Origin of the sequence: Streptomyces inhibens (genome assembly GCF_022221585.1) — a bacterium.
GTDB lineage: Bacteria > Actinomycetota > Actinomycetes > Streptomycetales > Streptomycetaceae > Streptomyces > Streptomyces inhibens.
This window is the reverse complement of record NZ_CP084681.1, coordinates 8036779-8049583: the sequence shown is the minus strand read 5'-3', so window position 1 is coordinate 8049583 and position 12805 is coordinate 8036779. Positions and strand designations below refer to the sequence as shown.

At 71.8% G+C, this 12805-nt stretch carries 9 protein-coding genes and 2 pseudogenes; 7 read left to right on the top strand and 4 right to left on the bottom strand.

The window, feature by feature from the left end:
• Positions 1 to 69: 69 nt before the first annotated feature.
• Positions 70 to 582 (bottom strand): annotated as a pseudogene (locus tag KI385_RS36120) (sugar phosphate isomerase/epimerase family protein); the annotation flags it as partial.
• A gap of 363 nt (positions 583 to 945) precedes the next feature.
• On the bottom strand, positions 946 to 1629 hold the full coding sequence (locus KI385_RS36115) for a GntR family transcriptional regulator (RefSeq protein ID WP_238576248.1): 684 nt from the start codon (positions 1627 to 1629) through the stop codon (positions 946 to 948).
• A gap of 225 nt (positions 1630 to 1854) precedes the next feature.
• Here KI385_RS36115 and KI385_RS36110 point away from each other — a divergent pair, with 225 nt between their 5' ends.
• The 3 genes and pseudogenes from KI385_RS36110 (at position 1855) to fdhD (ending at position 4748) form a co-directional block, all read left to right on the top strand.
• A complete protein-coding gene (locus KI385_RS36110) occupies positions 1855 to 3156 on the top strand; it encodes an FAD-dependent monooxygenase (RefSeq protein ID WP_238576247.1) in 1302 nt (433 codons plus the stop codon).
• A gap of 37 nt (positions 3157 to 3193) precedes the next feature.
• Positions 3194 to 3869, top strand: a pseudogene (locus KI385_RS36105) (4Fe-4S binding protein); the annotation flags it as partial.
• 24 nt (positions 3870 to 3893) lie between these two features.
• Complete coding sequence (gene fdhD / locus KI385_RS36100) at positions 3894 to 4748, top strand: formate dehydrogenase accessory sulfurtransferase FdhD (RefSeq protein ID WP_238576246.1); 855 nt, start codon at positions 3894 to 3896, stop codon at positions 4746 to 4748.
• 122 nt (positions 4749 to 4870) lie between these two features.
• Here the strand turns inward: fdhD and KI385_RS36095 are convergent, their stop codons facing one another.
• Entirely contained in the window at positions 4871 to 5314 is a 444-nt protein-coding gene (locus KI385_RS36095) for a MarR family winged helix-turn-helix transcriptional regulator (protein ID WP_238576245.1), read from the bottom strand.
• Between the two features lie 138 nt (positions 5315 to 5452).
• Here KI385_RS36095 and KI385_RS36090 point away from each other — a divergent pair, with 138 nt between their 5' ends.
• Both KI385_RS36090 and KI385_RS36085 read left to right on the top strand, forming a co-directional pair.
• The gene (locus KI385_RS36090) at positions 5453 to 6394 is read left to right on the top strand and encodes a quinone oxidoreductase family protein (protein ID WP_238576244.1); all 942 of its coding nucleotides are present in this window, start codon (positions 5453 to 5455) and stop codon (positions 6392 to 6394) included.
• A gap of 249 nt (positions 6395 to 6643) precedes the next feature.
• A complete protein-coding gene (locus tag KI385_RS36085) occupies positions 6644 to 8614 on the top strand; it encodes a sialidase family protein (RefSeq protein WP_238576243.1) in 1971 nt (656 codons plus the stop codon).
• On the opposite strand, the gene KI385_RS36080 is transcribed toward KI385_RS36085, so the two are convergent.
• On the bottom strand, positions 8556 to 9638 hold the full coding sequence (locus KI385_RS36080; RefSeq protein ID WP_238576242.1) for a bile acid:sodium symporter family protein: 1083 nt from the start codon (positions 9636 to 9638) through the stop codon (positions 8556 to 8558). The two genes, KI385_RS36085 and KI385_RS36080, sit on opposite strands and share 59 nt — an antisense overlap.
• 201 nt (positions 9639 to 9839) lie before the next feature.
• Between KI385_RS36080 and KI385_RS36075 the strand changes: the two genes are divergently transcribed.
• On the top strand, positions 9840 to 10703 hold the full coding sequence (locus KI385_RS36075) for a LysR family transcriptional regulator (RefSeq protein ID WP_238576241.1): 864 nt from the start codon (positions 9840 to 9842) through the stop codon (positions 10701 to 10703).
• A gap of 253 nt (positions 10704 to 10956) precedes the next feature.
• Complete coding sequence (locus KI385_RS36070) at positions 10957 to 12783, top strand: AMP-dependent synthetase/ligase (protein WP_238576240.1); 1827 nt, start codon at positions 10957 to 10959, stop codon at positions 12781 to 12783.
• The last annotated feature ends 22 nt before the right edge of the window (positions 12784 to 12805 follow it).

The following is a 12805-nucleotide window of genomic DNA, read 5'->3' as shown; positions in this document are numbered from 1 at the left end:
AGCTGCCGGAGGTAGCGGGCGGAGCGGGCCGCGGTGGACAGCGAGCCGGCCGGGTTGGCGGCCGGGTCGCGGGTAGCGGTACGGGGTCTTCAGCACGTGGTCGAACGGCTCGAAGGGGGCGGGTGTGCCGTCGGGCCGGCGCGAGAAGCGGTACTGCGCGACATACGCCCAGTAGATGTCCATCTCCAGGACGAAGATGTCCATCTCCAGGAAGACCGGCTCGGGGTCGGTCTCGGCGAGCAGCACGTCGTAGCGGCGGACGCGGGGGTCGTCGGTGGCGAAGGAGAATTCGTCGGCGTGGTTGTGGTGGTGGAAGCGCAGCCCACGGGCCTTGGCGGCGGCTCCGTAGGTGTTGAACTCCTCGGCCGCGCGCTTCCAGGCGTCGACGGTGTTGCCGTAGCGGTTGGGGCTGGAGGGCGTGCCGATGTACGGCAGGCCGAGCGCCTCGGCGTCGTCGAGGACCTGGGTGAGGTGGGTCGCGAAGGTGTACGCCTTGGGGTCGGTGGAGGAGTGGCCGACGTGGCTGCCGATGCCGCGCAGCCCGTTGTCCCGTAGCAGGCGCTTGAGCTGCGCGAGCAGGGCCGCGGCGGCGGTGCCCGCGAGCAGATCGCCGGGGACGCCGAAGAGCGCCGAGATGCGCGGGAGTTCGGCCCGGCCTCGGCCCGTGCCTTCGGTTCCCCCGTACGCCCGGTGGCAGGATCCCCCACAGAACCCGCCACCGGGCCGCTCATGTCGGGCCGTCCCGGTCGCCCGGCCCCGGTACCGGGACGGTGCTCCGGCCCCGGCACAGGCACCCGCTCCGGCCCAGGCTCAGGCACATACCCACGCCGATACCCGGCCATCCCTCAGTCCCCCTCGATCGGCCGCCTTGCCCCGTTTTCGGCACTCCTCGCGCTCATGACCGCGCTCCGGTGCGCAGCCGTTCGGCGTATGCGGCCGGGCTCCTCAGGCGTCCTCGCGCTCGCGCTCGTGGTACGTACGGCGGGTGTGCTCGGTGTGTGCGCGCATGACGGCGGTCGCGCGCTCCTCGTCGCGGTCGGCGATCGCCGCGGTCAGCTCGCGGTGCTCGATCCACGACTGCTTGCCGCGCTGCCGGGCCACCGGGGTGTAGTACCAGCGCACCCGCCGTCCGACCTGGGCGGCCAGTTCCGCCAGCACCGCGTTGCCGGCCAGCTCCATCACCTTGGCGTGGAATTCGGCGTTGGTCGCCACCGCGACATCCACCTCGTCGTCCAGCACCGCACGCTCCCCCTTGGCGCACAGCCGCTCCAGCTCCGCGACCCCGGCCGAGCCGGTGTTCGCCGCGGCGAGCCGGGCCGCCTCGGCCTCCAGCAGCGTACGGACCGTCAGCAGCTGGTCGGCCTCCTCCTCGGTGGGCTCGTGCACAAAGGCGCCCTGCGCCGGGCGCAGATCGACCCAGCCGTCGGTGTTGAGCCGCTGCAGCGCCTCGCGGACCGGCTGCCGCGAGACACCGAGATGGCCCGCGAGCTCGCTCTCGACCAGATGCCGGCCAGGCCGCAGCGCACGGGTGGTGATCAGTTCGAGCAGCGCTTCATAGACGCGCTCGCGCAGCGGGCCGGGTCGTTCGAGCTTCGGCACGGCTCCCTGCGGTAGCCCTGTGGACAGCATCGAGGCCTCCCTCTGCGGACGCGTGCGTGGACGTGGGCCCGAAATGAACGGAAGGCGATTGGTTATCCTCTACAGTCTACCGAGCACGCCCCTTACCACACCGCACGACCCGGTGATGCGCATCACGGACCGCAGTCGTCCGAGTACCAACTGCTGGGAGAATGCGGCCGGTTGAACCCGGCCGACCGACCATCGGCCGCCGGACGGACAGTGGGGAGTGGCCGAATGAGCGGCAGCAGGAGCACGGAGAGCGGCATGGGCGGGGGCGGCGTCCCGATCGCCGGGGCCGATGTCGCCGTCGTCGGGGGCAGTATCGCCGGCTGCGCCACCGCACTCGCCGCCCATCGCGCCGGCGCCGGCCGGATCACCGTCTACGAACGCACCACCGGCCACCTCGCGGACCGCGGTGTCGGCCTCGCGATGCACAACGCCCGCTACGCGGAGCTCGCGGCCGCCGGATACCTGGACGCCGCGATGCCCTGGGTGCAGCTGACCACCCGCCGCTGGTATGTACGCGACGGCGCCGCGCCACTCGGCCGCCAGGTCGGGGTACAGCCCTTCCCGTTCCGCTCCTACTGCTGGGGGCCGCTCTGGCGGGAGTTACACCGCCGGCTGCCCGCCGGCACCGTATTCCGCTCGGGGGTTTCGGTACGCGCGGTCAGCGACACCGCGAACGGCGCCACGCTCCATCTCGACGGTGGCGACAACGGGGCGGGCAGCGGCGCCGGCACGGAGCGGTTCGACCTGGTCATCGGCGCGGACGGCTATCGCTCGGTGGTCCGTGACGCGGCATTCCCCGATGTACGGCCCAGCTATGCCGGCTATCTCGCCTGGCGCGGCGCCGTGCCCGCCGAGCGGCTGACGGAACTCGACCTCCCCGGCCTTCCGACGGACCCGTGGGCGGAGGAGGACTGCATCTACGGCGTCTTCGACGGCGGCCATGTCATCATCTACCGCATCCCGGACGGCCGAGGCGGCCATCGCGCCAACTGGGTCCTGTACACCGCCCCGCCGGCCGGTCTCGACCTGGCCCTGGACACGCCCACCAGCCTGCCGCCCGGCACCCTCACCGAGGCGCTGCACACCCATCTCGCCCATGTCACCGGCGAGTTGCTCGCGCCTTACTGGGGCGCTCTGCTGCGTCTGACGCCCCCTCAAGAGGTGTTCATCCAGCCGATGTACGACTTCACGGCGCCGCGCTACACCGCGGGCCGGCTGCTGCTCGCGGGCGACGCGGCCACCGTCGCCCGTCCGCACACCGGCGCCGGCGCGGTCAAGGCGCTGCAGGACGCCGCCGCGCTGGAGGCCGCGTTGCGCGCCGCGCCGGAGCGACCGGACGCGCTGGACGCGTACGGCACGGAGCGTGGCGTGACCGGCCGGACGATGGTCGAGCTGGGCCGGCGGCTGGGCCGGTCCTTCGTCCAGGAGACTCCGGACTGGCGGACGCTGGACCAGGCGGGGCTGGATGCGGCCTGGGCCGCGGCGGACGGCTCGGGCGCGTTCGGCGGCCGTGAACTGAAGAACTGACGGCACGTCAGCCGTACCTCCTCCATCCGACTCCCCCCTCGAGGTCGAGGGGGCCCGTACGCTCACCTCGGCCTGTTCACGCCGCGCGGAGCCCGGTACGGAGGTCCGTACGGATACGGAACGGGCCCGGCACAGCCGCAGGGTGGTGCTGGAGCCGCTCGCCTCATCGGTCGATCTGCCGCCCACACCGCGCGCCGAGGAGTGGATCAAGGAGTACGGTGCCGAGCCGGACCGCTTCGGCCCGGACGCGGCCCGCATGAACGAGGAACCGAAGGTCGACAACGACCTCTACGTCCGCGACTACGACAAGTGCATCCCGCGCTACAAGTGCGTCGACGCGTGCGGTGAGCAGTGGCAGAACACCTTCGCCATCGCGGTCAGCGGGCGCGGCTTCGATGCCCGGATCGCCGCCGAGCACGATGCCGCGCCGACCGACTCGGCGTATGTGTACTGCGGGAACTGCATAAAGGTCTGTCCGACCGGCGCGCTGAGCTTCAGGTCCGAATTCGACATGCGCCGCCGGCACCCGGGACGCGTCACAGCAGACCGAGACGACGACGGTGTGCGCCCACTGCGGAGTGGGCTGCAATGTCACCCTCCATGTGCAGGACAATGACATCGTCAAGGCCACCTCGCCGCACGACGACCCGGTGACCCATGGCAACCTCTGCATCAAGGGTCGCTTCGGCTACCAACACGTACAGCAGCGCTGAATCGACGAGTGGGACTGATCAGACATGGGACGGGTCACCGAGCGACGCCGCGTCATCCGTATCCGCGACGGTGCCGTGAGCACCCGCCCGGACACCCTCGTCGCCGAGGAGCCGCTGGAGATACGGCTCGGCGGCAAGCCGCTGGCGATCACGATGCGGACGCCCGGTGACGACTTCGCGCTCGCCGCCGGCTTCCTCGTCAGCGAGGGCGTCCTGGCGAGCGCCGACGAGCTGGCGAACATCGTCTACTGCGCGGGGGCGACAGAGGACGGTTTCAATACCTACAACGTGGTCGATGTCCGGCTCGCGGACGGGGTCCCGGTCCCGGACATCACCCTGGAACGCAACGTCTATACGACGTCGTCGTGCGGGCTGTGCGGCAAGGCCAGCCTGGACGCGGTGCGCACCACCGCCCGCTGGCCGCTGGACACCTCTCCCGACACCCCGGTCCGTATCGAATTGGCGACGCTTGCCGCCCTCCCCGACCGGCTGCGGGCCGCCCAGCGAGTGTTCGAGCGGACCGGGGGCCTGCATGCCGCGGCGCTGTTCACGACGGACGGGGAGCTGCTCGACGTCCGGGAGGACGTGGGACGGCACAACGCCGTCGACAAGGTCGTCGGACGGGCGCTCCAGCAAGGCAGGCTGCCGCTGTCGTCCTGTGTGCTGATGGTCTCCGGCCGGGCCTCGTTCGAGCTGGCACAGAAGGCCGTGATGGCGGGCATTCCGGTGCTGGCCGCGGTCTCGGCGCCGTCCTCGCTCGCCGTCGACCTGGCCGCCGAGACCGGGCTGACCCTGGTCGGGTTTCTGCGCGGCACCTCCATGAACGTGTACGCGGGTGAGCACCGTCTCGCCCTGAGCGCGGCGGCCGCCTCGGACTGACGGCGCGCGCCTGATGCGCGCGGCGGCCGCCACGGGCGGAGGCCATGTGCCCGCCGCACGGGCCGGCGGACCGGTCGACGGGGTGCGCCCCCTGCGCCGGCCGGTCCCCGCCGGTCCGTGGGTCACTCCGCGGGCAGCGCGATCCGGGTGAGCAGGGCGATCAGCTGCTCGCGCTCGTCCGGGGTCAGTGCCGCGGTCAGCTCCGCGTTGGCCTCGTCGCCGAGCTGCTGGGTGCGGCGCAGCCGCCGCCGGCCGTCGGCGGAGATCTCGATGGCGTTCTTGCGCCGGTCCTTGGGGTCGGGGGTGCGGGTCACCAGCCCGTCCTTCTGCAGGTCATTGACGATCGCGACCATGTCCTTGGGGTCGATGCCCAGCGTCCGGCCGAGCTCGGCCTGGGAGACCGGGCCAAGTTCGGCGACGCCCGACAGGACGGCGTGATGCATCATCCGCATGCCCTCGGCGGCGAGGGCGTCGGCGACGAGCCGGTGGCCACGGGCGGCGGCGCGGCCCAGCAGCCAGCTGGGGAGCGCGCGGATACGACTGGGGGCGTACGGGGTTTCGGCCATGGGACCACCGTACCGAGAAATCCGTTGGAGAGCCCAACGAAAAACCATTGGCAATCCCAACGGTCTATGGTTATCGTTGGGGCACCCAATGAAGCCCGCTCGGTGCCGACCGATCGACAACCCTGGAGGTGCCCGCCCATGCGCCGCGTCCGATTCCATACCTATGGCGGCCCGGAAGTCCTGCGCGTCGAGGAGGCCGAGGCGCCGGTGCCCGGCCCCGGTGAGCTGCTGGTGCGCACGGAGGCGATCGGCGTCACGCTGCCGTGTGTGCGGCGGGTGCGCGGCGACGGCAAGGGCGGTGGCGATCCACTGCCCGCCGTGCCCGGTGGTGAGATCGCCGGCGAGGTCGTCGCGCTCGGCCCGGACGTCACCGGCTTCGCCGTCGGCGACCGCGTCACCTCGCTCACCTTCACCGGCTCGTACACCGAACTCGCCCTCGCGCCCGCCTTCCTGGCGAGCCGGATACCGGACCGGGCGAGCGCCGTGGAGGCGGTGGCACTGGTGCGCAGCGGGCATGTCGCGCTCGCCGCGCTCAGCACCGCCGCGCCGCAGGGCACCGAGTCCGTACTGATCACCGGCGCGGCCAGCGGCACCGGTCACCTAGCCGTCCAACTGGCCAAGCTCCAGGGGGTGCCGCGGGTGGTCGCGGCCGTCAGCTCGGCCGACAAGGCGGAGTTCCTCCACGGGCTCGGGGCCGACGAGGTGGTGACGTACGGGCAGGAGTCCTGGGGCGAGCCCGTCGATATCGTCCTGGACGGCGTCGGTGGCGAGGTACTGCCGGGCGCCCTGGCCGCCCTGGCGCCCGGTGGACGGCTGATCTTCTTCAACTCCGGTGGTGGCACGGTCCCGGCGTACGAGCTGCTGGCGGGCGACAAGACCATCACCGGGCTGACGATGCGGCGCTTCACCACGGTCCATCCGGAGCTGTACGCACAGCACCGCGCGCAGCTGTGGGAGCTGGCCGGATCCGGCCGGCTGCGGGCCGCCGTCCATGCCGAACTGCCGCTGGACGAGGCCGCGAAGGCGCACGAGATCATCGAGGCCCGGACCAACCTCGGGAAGGTGGTGCTGCGGCCATGAAACGCGACGGCGCATCCGGAACATGCGGGGCGCCCGGCACACCCGACGCTCCCGGCCCTGGCAGCGCACACGGCGCACCCGGCGCAGCGCCCTGCGGGCCGGGAGAGTGAATTCGGGGCGCGGCGCGGAGAACCGACGCACGCTCCTTGTCGCGGTCCACACGCGGCAGTAGCTTCCGTCAGGGATGCACATAGGACGTGGGATGTCCTGATGACCCGACCGCCGATGCCTCGAAGGGCAGGCCGGACCATGACGTCAGTTCTCCGCGCACACCCCAGCCCCCGCAGCAGACCCCCGCGCCGCCGCGCCACGGCCCTGCTCACCGCGCTGACCGCCACAGCCCTCGCCCTCCTGACGACCGCCCCCGCACACGCCGCGCCCGACCGGGCGTCGGGCGGCCCCGCCACCGCCGCGGCGCCGTCCCCCGCCGGCGGATTCGACCAGCGGATCCTCTTCAAGGCCTCCCAGGAACAGGGCTACTTCTGCTTCCGGATACCGGCCATCGTGAAGTCCGCACGCGGCACCCTCCTCGCCATCGCCGAAGGCCGGCGGCACGACTGCGGCGACGCCGGCGATATCGACCTCGTCCTCAAGCGCTCCACCGACGGCGGCCGCACCTGGGGCCCGCTCCAGGTCATCAACCGCGGCAACGGGGACACCCACGGCAACCCGGCGCCCATCGTGGACCGCCGCACCGGCCGTATCGTGCTCGTCGAGACCTACAACAAGGGCCGCACCGACGGCCTCAGCTGCGCTGTCCCCTGCGACCGCACCCCGCACCTCCAGTACAGCGACGACGACGGCGCGACCTGGTCCCCGCCCCGGGACCTGACCTCCAGCATCCGTCCCCCGCAGTGGAATTCCTGGTACGCCACCGGGCCCGTGCACGGCATCCAGCTCACCCACGGACGGCACGCCGGCCGGCTGGTCTTCGGCATGAACTCCGAGAGCTACGCGGACAACCGGGTCACCGCCAACCACGCCGCCCTGGTCCACAGCGACGACGGCGGCGCCACCTGGAAGGTCGGCGCGCTGGACACCTGGCCCATCGCCGCCGACAGCACCTTTCGTCAAAAGCCCTCGGAGATGACCCTCCTGGAGCGCTCCGACGGCTCCGTCTACGTCAACGGCCGCGAACAGGACGGCACCGACCTGGGCCACCGCACCGCCGCGGTCAGCCGCGACGGCGGCAACTCCTTCGCCGCGCCGTTCCGCGCCGTCCCCGACCTCTACACCCCGATGGTGCAGGGCTCGGCGCTGCGCCTGCCGCATCCGCAGGCCGGCCGCAGCCGCACCCTGTTCGCGGCGCCCGCCGACCCCGACCGGCGCCGCACCATGACCATCCGCTCCTCCTACGACGAGGGCCGCACCTGGGAGGGCGTCGACCGGGGCGCCCGGGTCACCACCGACTGGTCCGGCTACTCGGACCTGGTCGCCGTCTCCTCCGACGTCACCGGCCTGATGTACGAGGGCGGCGCGGTCGACGCCCGGGACGAGATCCGCTTCGCCCGCTTCACCGAGGACTGGCTCGGCCCGCGCCGCGCCCCCGACCCCACGACCCGCGACACCGCACCCGGCGCCCGGCCGGCACTCGTCCTCGGCGGCGCCCGCACCACCGACGGCCGTTTCGGCAACGCGCTGTCCTTCGACGGCACGGACGATGCGGTACGCCTCCCCTTCCGCACCTCCCTCCCCCTGGGCACCCACGACTTCACCTGCAGCCTGTGGTTCCGCTACGACGCCAAGACCGGCGAACAGCCGCTGCTGTGGATGGGCGGCGTCGGCACCAGGACCCCGCAGGTCGCGCTGGAGGGCGAGCCCAGGAACGGCCGGATCATCGCCCGCGTCACCGCCGTCGACGGCGCCGCGCCGGTCGCCACCGCCCAGGCCGAGACCGGCGACGCGTACAACGACGGCAGCTGGCACCATCTGGCGCTGCGCCGCACCGGCGGCCGGCTGCAGCTCACCGTGGACGGCACCGAGACCACCGTCGTCCCCGATGTCCCGGGGTCGGTCAGCCGCGGTTCGGTCTTCGGCGTACACCTCGGCCAGAAGCCGGACAGCCGCGTCCAGTTCACCGGCGCGCTGGACGAGGTACGCGTCTACCGGCGTGCCCTGAGCGACACCGAGCTGTCCCGCGTACGGACGGATGATGCGCCGGTCAGCGGGCCGATGGTGCTGGGGCTGTCGCTGGACCGGGTACGGGGACCGGGTCGGTAGAACCGCCGACCGCTGTCGCGGCGGGAGAAGACTCCCGCCGCGGCTCCGGTTCCGCACGGGCCGCACACCGCTTCGCCAGCACCGCGCAGACCATCAACTGCATCTGGTGGAAGAGCATCAGCGGCAGCACCGCGAGCCCGGCCTGGGCGCCGAAGAGGACGCTGGCCATCGGCAGCCCGGCCGCCAGGCTCTTCTTGGACCCGGCGAAGGTGATCGCGATCCGGTCCGCGCGAGGGAAGCCGAGCTTCTTCGCGCCGTACGAGGTGGCGGTCAGCATCACCGCGAGCAGCACCGCCTCCACCCCCAGCAGGCACAGCAGCCGCAGCGGGGAGACCTGGTGCCAGATGCCCTGGACCATACCGGCGCTGAAGGCCGTGTAGACGACCAGCAGTATCGAGCCGCGGTCGACATGGCCGAGGGCCTTCCTGTGGCGGGCGATGAATCCTCCCACCCAGCGGCGCAGCAGCTGCCCGGCCACGAACGGGAGCAGCAGCTGACAGACGATCGAGACCAGCGAGCCGGCCGAGAAGCCGCCGCCGTCCCCGTGCAGGACGAGACCGGCCAGCAGTGGTGTGACGACGATGCCGACGATGCTGGAGAACGAGCCGGCGCAGATGGCCGCCGCCACATTGCCACGGGCGATGGAGGTGAAGGCGATCGACGACTGGACCGTGGAGGGCACCAGGCACAGGAACAGCAGCCCGGTGTAGAGGGTGGGCGGCAGGACGTACGGGACGAGCCCGCGGGCGGCCAGCCCGAGCACCGGGAAGAGCACGAAGGTGCAGGCCAGGACGGTCAGATGGAGCCGCCAGTGGCGCAGCCCGTCCAACGCCTCGCGGGTGGAGAGCCGGGCGCCGTAGAGGAAGAAGAGCAGTGCGACGGCTCCGGTGGAGGCGCCGTCGGCGACGGTGGCGGCCGGTCCGCGGGCGGGCAGCAGCGCGGCCAGGGCGACGGTGCCCACAAGCGCCAGGATGTAGCCGTCCACGGGCAGCCAGGAGGGCAGCTTGGGCAAAGCGCGGCGCATGGTCTCTCTTCGGTCGTTCGGCGGCTCTCGGGCGGTGGCATGGACGGTGCCCTCTCCAGAGTGCCGTGGACCCCGGCGATCGGGAACCCCTCTTACCGTAGTGACTGTCATTATGGATCGCGATGAGCAGCGGCTGGGATCGGGCAGGGATGAGGGCCCGAACGGAGCGGCGCAGACAGCGGACGGCAGGACGGAGCGGCCATGTTCGAACCCGCGCAGCTGCGCACCTTTCTCACTGTGGCGCAGACGCTGAGCTTCACGCAGGCCGCGCACCGCCTCGGGCTGCGGCAGTCGACCGTGAGCCAGCACGTACGGAAGCTGGAGGAGGCCGCCGGGCGGCGGCTGTTCGCCCGGGACACCCACGCCGTGGAGCTGACCGAGGACGGCGAGGCGATGCTCGGCTTCGCGCGCACGATCCTGGAGGCGAACGAGCGGGCCGCGAGCTTCTTCGCCGGGACCCGGCTGCGCGGCAGGCTCCGCTTCGGCGCCTCCGAGGACTTTGTGCTGACCCGGATGCCGGAGGTCCTCGAAGGGTTCCGGCGGGACCATCCCGAGGTCGATCTGGAGCTGACGGTCGAGCTGTCGGGGACCCTGCACGAACTGCTGGCGGCCGGCCGGCTCGATCTCGTCCTGGCCAAGCGGCGTCCGGAGGAGTCGCGCGGGCAGCTGGTGTGGCGCGACCGGCTGGTGTGGGTGGGCACCGAGCGTCTGCGGCTCGATCCGCAGCGTCCGGTGCCGCTGGTCGTCTATCCGCCGCCCGCGCTGACCCGGGCCCGCGCCCTGGAGGCGCTGGAGCACCAGGGGCGGGAGTGGCGGATCGCCTGCACCAGCGGGAGCCTGAACGGACTGATCGCCGCAACTCGGGCAGGTCTGGGCGTCATGGCGCACACCATGGGCATGATCCCGCCGGGTCTGGTCCGGATCCCGCCACGTGCCGGGCTGCCGGAGCTGGGCGGGGTGGACTTCGTCCTGGTGTACGGGCAGCGCGACCGCGCGGCGCGGGGCCCGGCGGAGGCGCTCGCCGAGGCGATCCTCGCGGGCGGCGACCGGCTGCATCTGCCGTAGTCAGAGGCCTGCCGCGGACCCACGGCCTGAACCGGTGTCATGTGCAGAGATTTGGTGCAGATATGGTCCCGGCGTCGTGATCGTCCGGCGCCGAAGTGGCCGGATCATGTCCGCGCTTCTCCGAAGTAGCCCGTTTTCTCCGGTTGGCCAGTTCCCGTGGGAGCGCGTCCGGGACGTGGTACCGCCCTGCCGGATGCTGTCCCGTTGGGGTACGGTCGCGGCCTTGTGAGCAACACCACGAGGAGCTGGGTCATTGCGCGAGTTCACCGTCCCACCTTTGGCGACCGCGCCGCGGGTCGGCGGGCTCGCTGACGCCGTCTACGAGAACGCCGAAACCGATCCCGGACGGGTTGCGCTGGCGCGTAAGGACGACGCGGGAAACTGGCAGGACGTCACCGCCGGACAGTTCCGGGACGAGGTCATCGCGCTGGCCAAGGGCCTGCTCGCGCAGGGGGTCCGGTTCGGCGACCGGGTCGGCATCATGTCCCGTACGCGCTATGAGTGGACCCTCTTCGACTTCGCGCTGTGGTCGATCGGCGTCCAGTCCGTACCGCTGTATCCGACGTCCTCGGCCGAGCAGGTCTTCTGGATGCTGCACAACGCGGGCGCCTCGGCGTGCCTGGTCGAGCACGAGGACCATGCGATGACCGTCGGCTCGGTCATCGACCGGCTTCCGCAGCTGCGCAAGCTGTGGCAGCTGGACGCCGACCCGGTGGCGGAACTGACCGCGGCCGGTGCGCATATCGACGACGATGTGGTGCACCGCCACCGGATGGCCGTCACCCCGGACGCCACCGCGACGCTCATCTACACCTCCGGCACCACCGGCCGCCCCAAGGGCTGTGTGATCACCCACGCCAACTTCATGGCCGAGGCCGACAACATCGTCATGCGCTACGAGACGGTCTTCGCCTCGAAGCCGGGCGACGAGGCGGCCACGCTGCTGTTCCTGCCGCTGGCGCATGTCTTCGGGCGGATGGTGCAGGTCGGCGCGGTCCGCGGCCGGGTCAAGCTGGCCCACCAGCCGGAGCTGGCGGCCCGTGCGCTCCTGCCCGACCTGCAGTCCTTCCGGCCCACCTTCATCCTCGCGGTGCCGTACATCTTCGAGAAGGTCTTCGCCGCGGCCCGGCGGCGGGCGGAGACGGACGGCAAGGTGGGCCCGTTCGACAAGGCCGTCGAGATCGCGGTCCGCTACGCCGAGGCGCAGGAGAACAAGGCCTTCGGCACCGGCTCCGGCCCCAGTGCCTCGCTGCGGATGCAGCACCAGATCTTCGACAAGCTGGTGTACAGCAAGGTCCGTACGGCGATGGGCGGCCGGATGCGGTACGCGATGTCCGGCGGCTCGGCGATGGAGCGCCGCCTCGGACTGTTCTTCGCCGGTGCCGGTGTGCGGATCTTCGAGGGTTACGGCCTGACGGAGAGCACCGCGGCCGCCACCGCCAACCCGCCCGAGCGCACCCGCTACGGCACCGTCGGCACCCCCATCCCCGGCACCACCGTCCACATCGCCGAGGACGGCGAGATCTGGCTGTACGGCGGCCAGATCTTCCACGGCTACCACAACGATCCCAAGGCGACCGATGCCGTGCTGCACGACGGCTGGTTCGCCACCGGTGACCTCGGCGCCCTGGACGAGGACGGCTATCTGACGATCACCGGCCGGAAGAAGGAAGTCCTGGTCACCTCCGGTGGCAAGACGGTCTCCCCGGTGTCCCTGGAGGAGCGGGTACGGGCGCATCCGCTGGTCGCCCAGTGCATCGTCGTCGGCAACGACCGGCCGTTCATCGCCGCGCTGGTGACCCTGGACCCGGAAGCGGTCGCGCACTGGCTGGCCATGCGCGGCAAGCCGGAGTTGCCGCCGACCGACCTGGTGCGCGACCCGGACCTGGAGACCGAGATCCGGCGCGCCGTCGTCGCGGCCAACACGCTGGTCTCACAGGCCGAGTCGATCCGTACGTTCCGGATACTGGCCAACCAGTTCAGCGAGGAGCACGGGCTGCTGACGCCGTCGCTGAAGCTGAAGCGCAAGGCGATCGAGACGGCGTACTCGGTCGAGGTGGACGCGCTGTACAAGGCGTGAGGGTCGGGTGGGAGCGGCCTTG